Below are 13,427 nucleotides of genomic sequence, written 5' to 3'. Positions count from 1 at the left end.
TTGTGTGAATACTTACAGTTTACCCCAATGAAACGCTATGAGTTTTTTTGTTGCACTATATTTTACAATTTATCAATAATAAAAAAGTTCCGACGTTTGTAAATGTTTTGAGTAAATTGAAATTACTTTTTGACCTTCTGGAAATACTGTCTTTCTCTTCAAATCTAATAAAGATTGAGGAACAATTTTCCTTGATGTCTCTTTCAATGTTAATGCTAGTATCTGTTTTCTTGTACGTAGAGCATAATCAAACTCCAAATACAAATAACGTCCTGAACCAGTTAGATGAACATGCTTTCCCAATAACTCCTCAATAGATCCTAAAACTTGTAACTTTTGCATCGTGGTTCCATCATTTTTTATTTTCAACTCATCAATTATGACATGACTATTTAAACAATCGTCAAAGAAACTGCCTGCACCTTTTCGGTAATCAACACCACATAGGTGCATGAAATTAGTAGGTGAAAAATGAAGTTCAACACTTTCTATTTCTGTTTCATAATACATGATTTTGCCAACGAAGTGTTCTTTAAAAAAAGAAGCCGCAATTTGTAACTGAGTAAAAAAACGCTGAAGTTTTATTTTTTCGGTGTAATTTGGATTACGATAATCTCTAGAATTTGCCATATTTTCCTCACAAAAAAGGTGGTTTACAGAGTCTGTAAGCCACCTAGTCAGTCGGTTTATTCTGGTGTCTGCCACCGCTTGGCCCTTACGTCCAAGATTGCTATCGGATTTCGTTCTGGTGTCCGCCACCGCTTGGCCCTTATGTCCAAGATTACTATCAGATTGACCATGAGCCGACTACTCATCTACACTATTTATTCTACCTGAAAATGGTTAAAATTTCAAGTGTAAACTCTTCTATTTCGTAGTATAAGCAAAACTAATGGCACTATCTGCTTGAGAGATTTTTCTAAAGGTATAGTTAGGGTTGCCACCATAGTTGGTTTCAGACACAAGGAAAGAACCGTCATCATATACTTTCTCGACAAAAGCCACATGACCGTAGATGGCTGGTGTGCCATGTGTACCTCCCACAAAAGAAACAATGGCACCTGCTCTTGGTGTAGAGCCAGTTTCCCCACCAAGACTTGAAGCTGTCGCAACCCAGTCCTGACCATTTCCCATAGTATTAATGATTGAAATCTTTTCTCCATTTCTACCTTTTAGCTTTAATCCTAACTGGTTCATACGAGCCGCAACACCCCATGTACATTGTCCATAGGCATAGGCCATACCATCTCCACCACCAGGAACAGAATGATCATACAAGTCCCCACGAACCCCTTCAAGGGATTGTGGGTCACTTTTTGCCTGTCCTCCATTTGTTTGACTAAAGCCTTTTTCAATTTGATAATACCATTCCGTTGCTCTAGTTTGTCTTTCCAGTAGTTTGTCACCAGAATTTCCCTCCCAATAGGTAAGGAAGAGTTGGGCTAGATTGGCTGCACTACCCGTATTTTTAAAGAAATCCTTTAGCCAACTTTGATAGTAAGGACTATCCCCATGAAGCATAAAATCAAGTTGGAGGTCTAAATCATACCATTTCTTATTTTTGCTACGTGCATAATTTAACAAAGCTGTATGACGTGTTGAACCATCTGCAGTATCCGTCCATTGACCTAACCCCAAACCTCTATGAAGGATATTAGGATAAGCACCACTATAAATGGCTGGCCCTCCTATCGCTAACCAGCTTTCATCATCCCATGAGGAATCGGTAGCGCCAACAGGAGGAGATAAATAATCTCCTTCAGCTCGTTTAGGATTGATAGAAGACTCTACCGACCAATTTCCTAAAATAGCCGCAATGGCTTGGGGACTTGCCCCTTGAGATTTCAAAAACTCATAAATATGCTTTGCTCGTTCAAACTCATCTCCACCAAACTGACCAATGGCAGGTAAGATAGTGGTCTGAAGTTGAATGACTTTGGGAAAATAAAATTGCGGATTGACGTACACCAATTTTTCTTTCTTGTTCTTATACTTTTGATAGGAAACTTTCAAACCTGTATCATCTGGTGTTTCACCAATAACATCACCTGTTAGGACTCTTGTTCCCTCAATCGCACGGCCATTATGAATAGAATACAAGGTTAAACGACTCTCATTCTCTCCTTTTCCGTTAGTAAGAATAACATCATCTCCGTCAAGAGATACAACTCCATCCATTGGTGCGACAATCGTTTGGTGAGCCTTCGCTTCTAGTAGAATGTACTCCTGAAGAGTAGGTTTTCCGTCTAAATCATAGTATCCATAACGATAAGTCATGGTTAGACTATATTCGTTGCTTTTCCCCTCAAATGGATTGTCCAATTCCTGCATGGAAGCATAGACACCTTCTTCTTTTAGTTCCTTTATTTCCTCTTGATCATCTTTCGATAGTTTATACTTAGGAGTTTCATAAAGGTCTTGCATGGATTTCAAATCATCCCCATCGTTTAAATCATGCCACAAAGTAGACAGATAATCCTTGTAAGTTTCGGAACTAAATAAGTGAACTGGTTTGTTTAACTCATAGTCATGGAATTTAAAGTTCATATACCCCATCACATCATCAACTTTTGTGTAATAGGTAATGCCTTTGTCATTTGTACGAGTATGTTCTGCATCTTCCCAAGTTAGGTGGGTATTAGCTTTTGTTAATTCAAATTCATCTTGTTGAATCAAACTAGCAGATGAAAATCCTAAAAAGAAGCTCATCATAAGTAAGAGAAGAAAGACTAATCCTCCAACTATCCATGTTGCAGGATTTCCAGCCGCAAATGTAAAGAAGGAAAAGGCTGCTTTTAGTTTTTGATAGATATTTCGGACACTTGTAAGACCTTGTTTCTTTAATTTTCGAAACCGATTTTTAAAGGAGCTTGGATTATCTTTCGCTAGTTTCCATCCTTTTCCATCCTTAAAATGATGGTATCGCTCTTTTGTGTTGGTCAGTCTTTTCTTGGTAAAACGACCTGTTGCTTGTCCTGTTTTGACACTAGCTTTCCCAATGTTATAAGAAAGCCGACTGTAGCGTTTCCCTTTTCTAATGGTCTCTTGAAGTGTGCGATAGCCTTCTAAATCTTCATTTTCTGAAGCTAACTCTCCTCCTTCACGTCCAAGGACATAAAGAAAAGTTTTGGCTTTCCTACTGACTTTTTTGGACTTATAGGCTTGTTTAGTAGATTTTAGATTCTCTTTTGCGGCCTTGACTTCTTTCTTAGCTTTTAATTCTTCTAAACTCTTCCCTTGAAAGAAAAAATTAGATTTATGTTTCAGTTCCTGACCATAGAGAAATTTTTGATTGGTTTTTCTTTCTTTACGACGCTCTTTTCTTTCTTCTTTTGACTGTGCCTTTGCTTCCTTAAACTGCTTCTTGGCTATTTTCATTCGTTTCCTAGCATGAGGCAACCGTCTGTCTCTTAATTCTTTGCGATTCAAAAGAGATGGAGGACTATTTTGAAGGATGTGATTGTAATCTTCATTTGCTTGTTTTACTCTAGCCTTTGATGCTTCTCTCATCTCCTCTAGCTTTTCTTTTATCTCTTTTTTCCATGCTTTTTCATCCAGTACAGCGGAATCTTTTTTCTGTTTCCTTACCTCCTTCTTTCCTTTTTTCAAGAATTTCTTCTCATCTTTTAGACTTCTTCTAAATGCCTTTCGGGCACGTATGATTTCTCTTTTATCCTTCATTTACCTTCCCCTTAATTAGAAGCCATTTTATCAGGATCTGTACTCATGATATCAAACAATTGAGTGCCTTTAGGAATCTTATTTTTAAAGGGAACTACAACGGAACCAGCTTTTATCAGTCCTGCACCTTTTTCTGGATTGACTAGGTATTTTTCAAGTTCTTTTGACAATCCTAAGAGTTGAACCAATTCTTCTCGATCATTTTTTGCTTGCTTTAGGAGAATCATAAATTCACTATTTGCAATAATCCGTCTACCGTTTGGATCTAACAATAAGGTTTCGACATTTTGGGTTATCCCAGTCGGACTGGCTCCATATTTTCTGACACGACTCCACAATTTAAAGAAGAAATCACTGGCATATTTATCTAATAAGAGAAGTTGCATTTCATCAAAATAAATCCAGGTCTTCTTCCCTAATTTTTGGTTCCGAACAACACGATTCCATATCTGATCAAACACTACCATAAGAGCGATTTGTTTCAACTCATCTCCTAACTTTTTAACGTTATAGATTAAGAAGTTAGATCCTGTCTGAATATTGGTCTTATGAGAAAAAATATCAAGAGAACCTTCGACATACAGTTCCATATCAAGTGCCAAATTCTGCGCTTCTTCTTCTGGTTGTTGGCTCAAGACAAAGACCCATTCTTCCAAAGAAGGCTCTTTAAATGACTGATAAGTGAGTCTCGTAACTCGGTCGATAATCGATTTTTCTCTCCCATCCATTTTTCTATCCAATAACTTACCGATAAAGGATAAAAGAAATTCTGATTTTACCTTTACAGGATCCTCATCCATATTTTCCTCAGACAAGTCAAGGACATTGAGATAGGTTTGGGAATCGGGCGCAATATCAATCATTTCTCCACCAAAAGCCCGTCCAATAATACTGTACTCTGCTTCTGGATCCACGATGATAATTTCAGTATTTTCACCAGATTCCTTGATTTTGGTCGTGATAATTTCATGCTTGGTTGCCATCCCTTTCCCAGCTCCAGATGTTCCTAAAATCAGACCAGACGGTGTATTTAATAGGCTGCGATCAATGGTAATAATATTACTTGATATTTGATTGATACCGTAATATTTCCCACTACGGTCTTGTAAGTCTACTGAAGTCCAAGGTGAGTTCACTGCTACATTGGACGTTAATAAACTCCGTGATACACCCTCTAAAAAATCACAACCAAATGGCAGCAAACTATTAAAGGCTGCTTCTTGCATATATGGAAGTTTATCAATCATTAGGTCATTTGAGCCGGCCACTTGTTGGATCGTGTCTAGGGCTTGTTTGAGTTCTTCTTCATCCTGACCAAAGACACCAATCAAGAAGACTGTTTGAAATAGTTTATCTCCTGTCTCGGTCATGGTTTTTAAGAGTTCCTCAGCTTCATCGATATTGCTTTCTAATACATGGCCTACTTTTTCCAAATAGATACCTGTACGAGCAAGTTTTTGTTGTTCCCCAATCTTTTGGGATTCCATTAAGGTCTTCTTTGTTCGTAGTTTCTTCATGGCATCTGCCTTGGTCGAACTTTGAGCATGGAGGCTCACAATCAATTCCAGATCTCCTTGCATAAGGTCTCGGATAAACTGATCACCTAATTCCATGCCGTAGTCTCGCACATAGACAATCTGTAATAAGCGGTCATTGATTTGTAGGTAATTCTTGTTTTTGAAATCTAAGAGATTAGGTGCTATGAAGTGACGAGTTGTCTGACCAGATCTCGTTAAATCACGGTAAGAAAAAGGAAGATGGTGTTCTCCTCTAAGCATGTCTGCCAACAAGTTGACACGGTCTTCTCCAGCCAAGGATTCAAATCGTGCATCAATTTCTGAGAAACCACTCTTGAAATATTCTCCTATTTGGGACAAGGAACGATAGGCTTGTTTGGGATTAGAATCCTTTCTACCAAAGCTAATCAGTTTCACAGCTGAAAAGTTATTTTCACCACTGTCTAAATTCTGATTCATCATCCGATTCAATTCTTTACGATAGGTATCATATCCATCTTCTTTTTCCTCATACAAAACACTTTGTCTAAACTTTTCTAAATTCAATCTTTTATTAAAGATGGTCAATTGGAAGTTGGTTTGGTCGTCTAGGGAGTTAATCAAATCAGAATACTTCTCAATGATTGCGCCTTTATCTTCTAAACCAACGGTCTGGTAATTGACATCACCAAGTAAATAGCTTTGTGAGAAATAATCTTCTTTTACCTGCATTAGACCATTTTGATACAGGGCTTGATAAGAAAGAGTATTAGCCGTTGAGGGTAACACTTCCTCTTTTTTATCTTTAACTTTTTCCTTTTTATTAGTCATTGAAGTTTTTTGTTTCTTTAATGTATTTGATTTTCTTTTCATGTTCAGATCCTTTCTTTCCTGTAATTGTGCGTAGGGGAACCGTTAATTCAAAATGAAGACGGTATTTCAAATAATGTTCAAAATATAAATCATTGGGTTTATAGACTCCAAAAAGCATGAGGGGGATGGTAAAAGCAAACACAAAACCGTAAACAAACCAATCTCCAAATTGCCAGAAAAAGAGATTCAAGCCCAAAACAATAATTGTGACAATAAAGGCTGGTAAAACAAAGATGATTTGTCTTGTGGTGAAACCTAACCAAGCCCTGTGTTGGTATTTTGAGATGTCTTTAAAGACACGTGTATTCATGACTTTCCTTTCTAAAAAGGCTAAGAAGCAATCACTTCCTAGCCTTTATCTAATTACATACCTAAGATTGAGCGAGCCGTACGTTGAGAACCAACGAGGGCAATAATCAGTAAGATAGCTTGTATTAAACTACCAAACATAATCGCAAGTGATTGCAAGACTCCTGCACCATTTGAAACAGCTATTTTCCCAGCAGATTCAAATAAAGGAACAAGAGAAACAATCAGAAAAATAAGAACCCCTTGTACCGCATAGACCATAATATTTTTTAAATAGCCAATACCAATAGACTTCCACTCATCGCTTAAAAATGTTGGAATCGTAAGAGGGGCAAATGGAATCATAAGGTAGAGTTGAATAAATCGAATAGATACCAAAAGATTGACCATGGCTGCACTTACTATCCGAACAAGCCAAATGAGGAGGGCGAAAAATCCCACAATCATCCGGCCAATAAATCCTGACCCTTTTAATCCAGAGATGGTATCATACTTTGCCCCACCGTGAGCCACAATCGAGGCCACTTGTTCAATGGCGTGACTTGCAATCCCAATGATGGCTTCTACAATGACGGTAGTGTTGGTAATTACAACTGCAACCATAATATAACTAATCAACATCGGCGCTAATGCTTCAAAGGTCATCGCTCCACCAGAGTTAGCAATTTTCTTTGCCATCTTCGAAAATTCTAAGATGAGAACAACTGATAAAATCGCAACTCCAAGAGGCTGCATGACACTTTTAGTAATACTAGACATATAAGTCCAAACTGTTGGATTGTAGCTAGATAGAGATTTAATCAGATCTACCGTAGATTGTAAATCCACATTAAATCCTTCAAATAAATTTTCAGCTGATATTTTTTCAGATGCAAGGTAAACAAAGGGTGAGACTAAACTAAGATTCATGTCATTGTTTATCCTCCTAAATTGAAATCTGGGTTACAAAGGCTCCAGCAGCCCCGACCATAACTCCACCGACAATTTCAAGAATGGCATTTCGAACACCTGGTCCACCATCTTTAATGTTGGTTGCAAGATTGACAATTCCCACAACAACGAGAAAGGCTCCAACCGCAATCAATCCCTTCTGTAACAAAGACATAGCTTGTGCAAACATGGCACTTGCGTCTACTCCATAAACAAAACCTTTAAAATGCGTAATCATCTATTTCCTCTTTTCTATTTTTATTTTAAACTAGATTCAAAAGTTAAATCACGAATTCTAAGGCCTTCAAGATGATTTTCTTGTCTTTGATTCAAAGGATTGATTTGATAGTTCCACCACCGTTCATCGGTTTCTTGATTGGCTAGGTACTTCCAGTTTGGATGCTTGGTTGAATTGTATTTTTTACTTTTAAAGACAGGCATATTGGCAATTCGAACCAAGCATTCATGCCGTTTCATATTTCCGACTTCATCAGGTGTCATTAAATCACGAGCAATCTTTTGATGAGAAAGGGATCCTGAACCTGTCTGGCCAAAGGAACGACTAGTATTTCGAACATCAATGGTCTGTTTACCGAGTAAGCCACTCATAAATTTAAAGGTATCTTCATCATTACCACCTAAGTAGACTAAGCTATCACAGTTCCCAAGAATGGTTTTCCAAGCTTCTTTTTCTTTATAGAGGCCTTGAAGTTGGGCAATATTTTGTAGAATAGGAACGAGACTCATATTCCGAGAACGGACTGTTGAGGTTTGTTCAGCAAAATCTGGGATTTCTCCGATATTTGCGAACTCATCTAAGTAAACTCTCACATGAAGAGGTAATTGCCCCTTAAAATCAATATCTGCTTGTCTTGTTAAGGTTTGAAATACGGTTGAAAAAAAGAGAGCTGAAAGAAAGCGAAAGGTACTATCATTATCTGGGATAACTAAGTAAACCATTGATTTTTCCTTGCCCCATGTCTTCATATCAAGGGTATCTCTTTTAGTCAAATCCATGACACTTTGAATATTGAAGAGGGCAAATTTAGCAGTAGTCACAGCTATGACAGAATCAAGAGTCTTATCCTTATAATTTTGAAAATCTGCCCAATTTCGCATGGTAAAATTTTCAGTCCCATACTTTTTAGCATAATTTTCAAATAGAATTTCTATGACACTTTTTTCTTGATTTTCACCCTTGGATAAGTGTTTAATGAGTTTTGAGATTTCAGCAAAACTTGGATAACGCCCTCGTTTTTTTCGCTCTTCCACTTCTTTTTTTTGACGTTTCAACAAGTTTTGATATTCTGTTTGACTCAAACGACTCTCTTCAATGAGCTGTTCTCTTGTTTTAGGTGGATTATAGAAATCGACCAAGTAAGAGGCTAAAGCTCGAACCAAAGTCATAGAAGCTTCATCCCAAAATGGATCACTACGGGAGCCAGAGCCTTTGGTGTTATTAAAATAAACCGTCAGCATGCGATTCAAATCATTTTCTGTCTCTATATAGCGAAAAGGATTGAAACCATCTGAGTTCTTCATATTGACTAAATCTAACACCTTTACTTGGTAACCATTTTCTAAAAAGAGTTTACCTGTTTTCTCGGCCAAATGATCTTTAGGATCCACTACAATATTAGAAGTATTCATCTGAATCAGATTGGGTTTTACAAAGCGAAATGTCTTTCCACTTCCTGAACCTCCGATCACCGCAATATTCTTATTTCTATCATATTGGGGTGATTTTTTATCTAATAATGTCAAACGAACATCTTGTGCTAAGATCGTATCATGAGAAAATTCTTTACCGTAAAAGAGCTTCTTTTCTTTTAGAGTTCCAAAACGGGCGCTCCCGTATTCTACTCCTTCTCGGTATTGTTTTTTACCAGTCTCTAGATAGAGATAAACCAGTAACATCATCACAAAGCCTAGTAGAAAAAAAGCACTTGATTTTCCAGTAAAAGAGACATTCCATGGCGACTGAAGAACTTGATCTTGACCTTCCATCAGAAGATGAGTCCATTTATCTAAAGTATTTCCAGTATAGGAATCATACAAAAGCGTCAAACGATGAAAAAGATAGCCTAGTAAGATACCTAACAGTGAGAATAGTAGGAATTTCTTTCCACTGTACATCATCTCACCATCTCTTTCTGTTTGACGGCTCCTTCTTGTCTAAAGGTAATTTGGGATTTAGCTTCATCAATAGCATCATCTAATGACTTATCCATGGTAAAATCAGCTAATTTCTCCGGATCATTAACCATTTTTTCTAACAGATGGTCTAAATGATTGTCCAGAATCGAACGGTCTTTGGTGTAGAAATGTAGAGAATCCCCTTGCCAAGCGATGGCTAAAGGAATCTCTTCTTTTTCTAAAAAAGCTTTAAATTTCTCTATATCAATTGGTTTGTCTAAAAAATCTTTTTTCAGATTAATCGTATCAATCGAATAAGGAGATTGTAGCAATTCTTCTAATTTCTGCACTCCTATCTTATAGGCGGAATCCTGTGCTAAAGCCTGACGTCTAGACCATTCTAGAATCTTTAAAAGACTTTTGACAGTAAATAAAAGACTACGCTCTGCATATTGAACTGCCATTCGTTCCTGTTGTTCAGAGGACATCTGATGCCTCCTTCTTAACAAATAGCAGCTTTCCTTCTTTATAACGATAAGCTATCAATTTCTGACGTTGCTTAATCGACTTGACAACCTGCAGTAGATCTCTCGAATAAGGTTCTCGAAGAGTAACTTCTACTGCTTTCCCATCAACGATACCAACGCGTTTAAATTCAATGTAGTCTTTTTTGAGATGTCCTAAGCCCATACCAAAGGGAAAGTGATGAATCAATTGGATGGTACAACCACCTTTATTTCCCATTTGTTTCAAATCATACAAGTTTACTACTTTCATGATTAACTCCTTTATCTAGTTTGTCGCATCGTTTAAGTCTGGTAACGATAAACTCCGTGTCTGTTAGAAAATTCTCACACACGTCTTGTGCCAGTTGCCCTTCACAGGGAAATACTCTCAGTCCCTACTTACACAGGCACGCTAATCAAGACGGAGTGGATTCAATTTTCAAAGAACAGGTAGCTTTATTATAGATAAGAGTAGTTGAAATTTTTATCACATCTTTGGAGTTGTTGGAATAATCAGGTAAGTACTAATTTCTAGCTCCTCTCACAACACCCAACATACCTTCTATGTTTTATGAACAGTAGCTATCATTTACATTTTCAAACTACCATTCTATCAGACTAGAAGTCAAAATAGACGCATCTACTTCGAGAGATACTCATTTAATGGTTCAGCAATTCGCTCTACTTCCGTTACAGAAATTACATCACTATGACTTCTCATGATTTGTTATTAGTTCACTTTGAGGGGCTTGCTCATGAAACCAAACAGCGTAAGTCGTAAAAGAAAAAAAGCAGTACAAGATTGAACTGCTTTTACGGATTCAGATAAAATAACTTTAAAATATAGAAGATATCTATTGACTGTAACTATAATTGATTTAAATTTATAACTTCATCTGCTTGATTCCAAATATCTGGATTATGAGTTGCAATGATGATTAGACGATTTTCATTTTTCATATCTAATAATAATTTCATAATTCCTTGTGAAGTCGTAGGATCGAGCGATGCAGTCAACTCATCCGCAAGTATTAATGGTGGATTTTTAAGAATGATTTTCGATAAAGCAACACGTTGTGCTTCACCGCCAGACAATTCATATATCTTTTGTTCCAGATGAATATGAGTTAGACCAACTCTTGCTAATACATCTTTTTTTAACTTATCTTTTTCTATATAATTACATTTAAGATTTACTAATCCTAAATCTAGATTAGTAGAAACATTTTCATTATCTAACAAACCAAAATTTTGAAAAAGATATCCTGATACTGTCAATAAAAAAGCTTAGAAAGGCTTAAAGCCTTATCCAAGCTGATATTTGTTCATCTAATTAATAATCTAAATAAAGGATCTACTTCACTTTCATAATACGAACTAAATTGGCTCTTTCTGCCTCCTCTAGTTTCAATTCTATATAATGAATAGTTTCCGACAAGTTTGGAATAATCGAGTATTCTAAACCATTTACACGTCTACGTGTTTTTTCTATTTCATCAGCCATTAACTGACACGTTTTTTCAACTTCTGCCAGTCTTAGTAATTTATCAATTAAACTATTCATTGTAGCAAATACATCATCCATTTCACTATTAGAAGATAAATAGCTGTATTCACTGTTCTCATTTTGAGAAGTAATATTCATATGCATTCTAGGAACTGTTACACTCATGATATTTTCTTTCTCAACAAATAATTCAATTTCTTTCGATGGAATTGAAAATAATTCCTCCACCATTTGAGAATTCTTTAATGATTTAGCAACTGCAAAGGATTTTAGATTATCAATTAGATAACTTTCTACTTCTTTCCGAAGTTGATTATTCTCACGAATCAAAGAAATAAATCGCCTCATCAATTCATCTCTTTTATCCTTTAATAACTTATGTCCACGTTCAGCTGTTTTCAAACGTTCCTTTAAGTTATTCAATTCCATACGAGTTGGTTTTACATTCAAACGTACCATCGATAATCACTCCATTTCCGGATTAAACTTCTACCAAAGGTAAGTATTTATCAAGCAAATCATCTTTGATACGTTTTAACTCTGTTCTAGGAAGAATTGATAGTAATTCCCACCCAAGATTCAACGTATCTTCTATATTTCGATTTTTATAAAATCCTTGGTTTATGTACTCTTCTTCAAAACGCTTTGTAAACCTCACATACAATTTATCTACATCAGATAAAGCCGATTCTCCTAATACTACTGCTAACTCTTCAACCTTTTTCCCTTGGGCATAGGCTGCAAACAGTTGATTCATAGTTGGAGCATGATCTCCACGAGTTTTACCTTCTCCAGATCCCTTATCTTTTAATCGAGAGAGAGAAGGTAAAACATTGATTGGTGGACGATAACCTTGATTATACAACTCATGCGACAAAATAATTTGCCCTTCAGTAATGTATCCAGTTAAATCAGGAATTGGATGTGTTATGTCATCTTCTGGCATTGTTAAAATAGGAATCTGTGTCACCGAACCTTTTTTACCAACTAAGCGACCAGCCCTTTCGTATAGAGTTGATAAATTTGTATATAAATATCCCGGATAGCCTCGTCTCCCTGGAACTTCACGGCGAGCTGCCGAGACTTCACGTAACGCTTCACAATAGTTAGTCATATCCGTCATGATAACTAGAACGTGCATATCTTTTTCAAAAGCTAGATACTCTGCCGCAGTTAAAGCAATGCGGGGAGTTGCAATACGCTCAATTGCAGGATCATTTGCCAAGTTCATAAATAAAACCGAACGATCGATTGCTCCTGTTTTTCTGAGTTCTTCCATAAAAAACTCAGCTTCTTCAAAAGTAATACCCATTGCTGCAAATACAACCGCAAAATTTTCATCAGAATTTAAAACAGTCGCTTGTCTTGCTATCTGAGCAGCTAATTCATTATGAGGTAAGCCCGAACCTGAAAATACTGGTAATTTTTGACCACGTACAAGAGTATTCAAATGATCAATAGAGGAGATCCCTGTCTGAATAAATTCATCTGGATAATCTCTAGATACAGGATTAATAGCTTGACCATCAATATCTAAATATTTCTCTGGAATTAAATCTGGTCCACCATCAATTGGTTTTCCCATCCCATTAAAAATACGACCAACCATATCCTCAGATACAGCCAATTCTAATGCATGACCAGCAAAACGAATTTTAGACTTTTCTAAATTTATTCCACTAGATCCTTCAAAAAGCTGAACCATTGCTTTATCTTCGTGGATTTCTAAAACTTGTCCACGACGAATTTCTCCATTATGAAGTTGAATTTCAACTAACTCATTGTAAGACACATTATTTACTTGTTCAACAATCATAAGAGGCCCAACAACTTCACTGGCAGTTCTGTATTCTTTTATAACACTCATTTATAGACCTCCTGTTTCTAATATCAAATGAATTTGATGTGTAATCGATTCTGTCAATAATTTTGTGTAAACACTCAAGTAAAGTTGCGGAGTGTTAATCAAATAAGCTTTCAAGTGTGTCA

The 13,427-nt window shown here is 36.5% G+C and carries 12 protein-coding genes and 1 pseudogene; 1 reads left to right on the top strand and 12 read right to left on the bottom strand.

What is annotated here, in order from left to right; all coding sequences use genetic code 11:
* Window positions 1-72: 72 nt before the first annotated feature.
* A complete protein-coding gene (locus K1J10_RS08800; protein ID WP_223356884.1) occupies window positions 73-630 on the bottom strand; it encodes a PBECR4 domain-containing protein in 558 nt (185 codons plus the stop codon).
* A gap of 18 nt (window positions 631-648) precedes the next feature.
* Here K1J10_RS08800 and K1J10_RS08795 point away from each other — a divergent pair, with 18 nt between their 5' ends.
* Window positions 649-837, top strand: a complete 189-nt coding sequence (locus tag K1J10_RS08795) for a hypothetical protein (RefSeq protein ID WP_001860875.1) — start codon at window positions 649-651, stop codon at window positions 835-837.
* A gap of 30 nt (window positions 838-867) precedes the next feature.
* On the opposite strand, the gene K1J10_RS08790 is transcribed toward K1J10_RS08795, so the two are convergent.
* The 11 genes and pseudogenes from K1J10_RS08790 to K1J10_RS08740 form a co-directional block, all read right to left on the bottom strand.
* A complete protein-coding gene (locus K1J10_RS08790) occupies window positions 868-3,681 on the bottom strand; it encodes a phage tail tip lysozyme (protein WP_223356883.1) in 2,814 nt (937 codons plus the stop codon).
* A gap of 11 nt (window positions 3,682-3,692) precedes the next feature.
* A complete protein-coding gene (locus tag K1J10_RS08785; RefSeq protein ID WP_223356882.1) occupies window positions 3,693-6,050 on the bottom strand; it encodes a VirB4-like conjugal transfer ATPase, CD1110 family in 2,358 nt (785 codons plus the stop codon).
* The gene (locus tag K1J10_RS08780; RefSeq protein ID WP_001097591.1) at window positions 6,001-6,360 is read right to left on the bottom strand and encodes a PrgI family protein; all 360 of its coding nucleotides are present in this window, start codon (window positions 6,358-6,360) and stop codon (window positions 6,001-6,003) included. The genes K1J10_RS08785 and K1J10_RS08780 overlap by 50 nt, the downstream gene beginning before the upstream one ends.
* Window positions 6,361-6,413: 53 nt before the next feature.
* A complete protein-coding gene (locus tag K1J10_RS08775) occupies window positions 6,414-7,268 on the bottom strand; it encodes a conjugal transfer protein TrbL (RefSeq protein WP_001054256.1) in 855 nt (284 codons plus the stop codon).
* Between the two features lie 16 nt (window positions 7,269-7,284).
* Window positions 7,285-7,527 carry a hypothetical protein gene (locus K1J10_RS08770; protein ID WP_000627865.1) on the bottom strand — a complete coding sequence of 81 codons (243 nt, stop codon included), beginning with the start codon at window positions 7,525-7,527 and terminating at the stop codon, window positions 7,285-7,287.
* A gap of 20 nt (window positions 7,528-7,547) precedes the next feature.
* The gene (locus K1J10_RS08765) at window positions 7,548-9,425 is read right to left on the bottom strand and encodes a VirD4-like conjugal transfer protein, CD1115 family (protein WP_223356885.1); all 1,878 of its coding nucleotides are present in this window, start codon (window positions 9,423-9,425) and stop codon (window positions 7,548-7,550) included.
* Window positions 9,425-9,913, bottom strand: a complete 489-nt coding sequence (locus K1J10_RS08760) for a hypothetical protein (protein ID WP_000093677.1) — start codon at window positions 9,911-9,913, stop codon at window positions 9,425-9,427. The genes K1J10_RS08765 and K1J10_RS08760 overlap by 1 nt, the downstream gene beginning before the upstream one ends.
* A complete protein-coding gene (locus K1J10_RS08755; protein ID WP_000869763.1) occupies window positions 9,903-10,202 on the bottom strand; it encodes a hypothetical protein in 300 nt (99 codons plus the stop codon). The genes K1J10_RS08760 and K1J10_RS08755 overlap by 11 nt, the downstream gene beginning before the upstream one ends.
* Before the next feature lie 596 nt (window positions 10,203-10,798).
* Window positions 10,799-11,197 (bottom strand): annotated as a pseudogene (locus K1J10_RS08750) (ATP-binding cassette domain-containing protein); the annotation flags it as partial.
* Between the two features lie 88 nt (window positions 11,198-11,285).
* Window positions 11,286-11,897 carry a V-type ATP synthase subunit D gene (locus K1J10_RS08745; protein WP_000251932.1) on the bottom strand — a complete coding sequence of 204 codons (612 nt, stop codon included), beginning with the start codon at window positions 11,895-11,897 and terminating at the stop codon, window positions 11,286-11,288.
* Between the two features lie 22 nt (window positions 11,898-11,919).
* Window positions 11,920-13,305 (bottom strand): V-type ATP synthase subunit B, encoded by a 1,386-nt coding sequence (locus K1J10_RS08740; protein ID WP_000111248.1) that lies wholly within the window; start codon window positions 13,303-13,305, stop codon window positions 11,920-11,922.
* Between the last annotated feature and the right edge of the window lie 122 nt (window positions 13,306-13,427).

The sequence above is a fragment of the Streptococcus australis genome, assembly GCF_019930045.1.
GTDB lineage: Bacteria > Bacillota > Bacilli > Lactobacillales > Streptococcaceae > Streptococcus > Streptococcus australis_D.
Note: the sequence above shows the minus strand (reverse complement) of the source record. Positions and strands in the feature narration are given on the sequence as shown.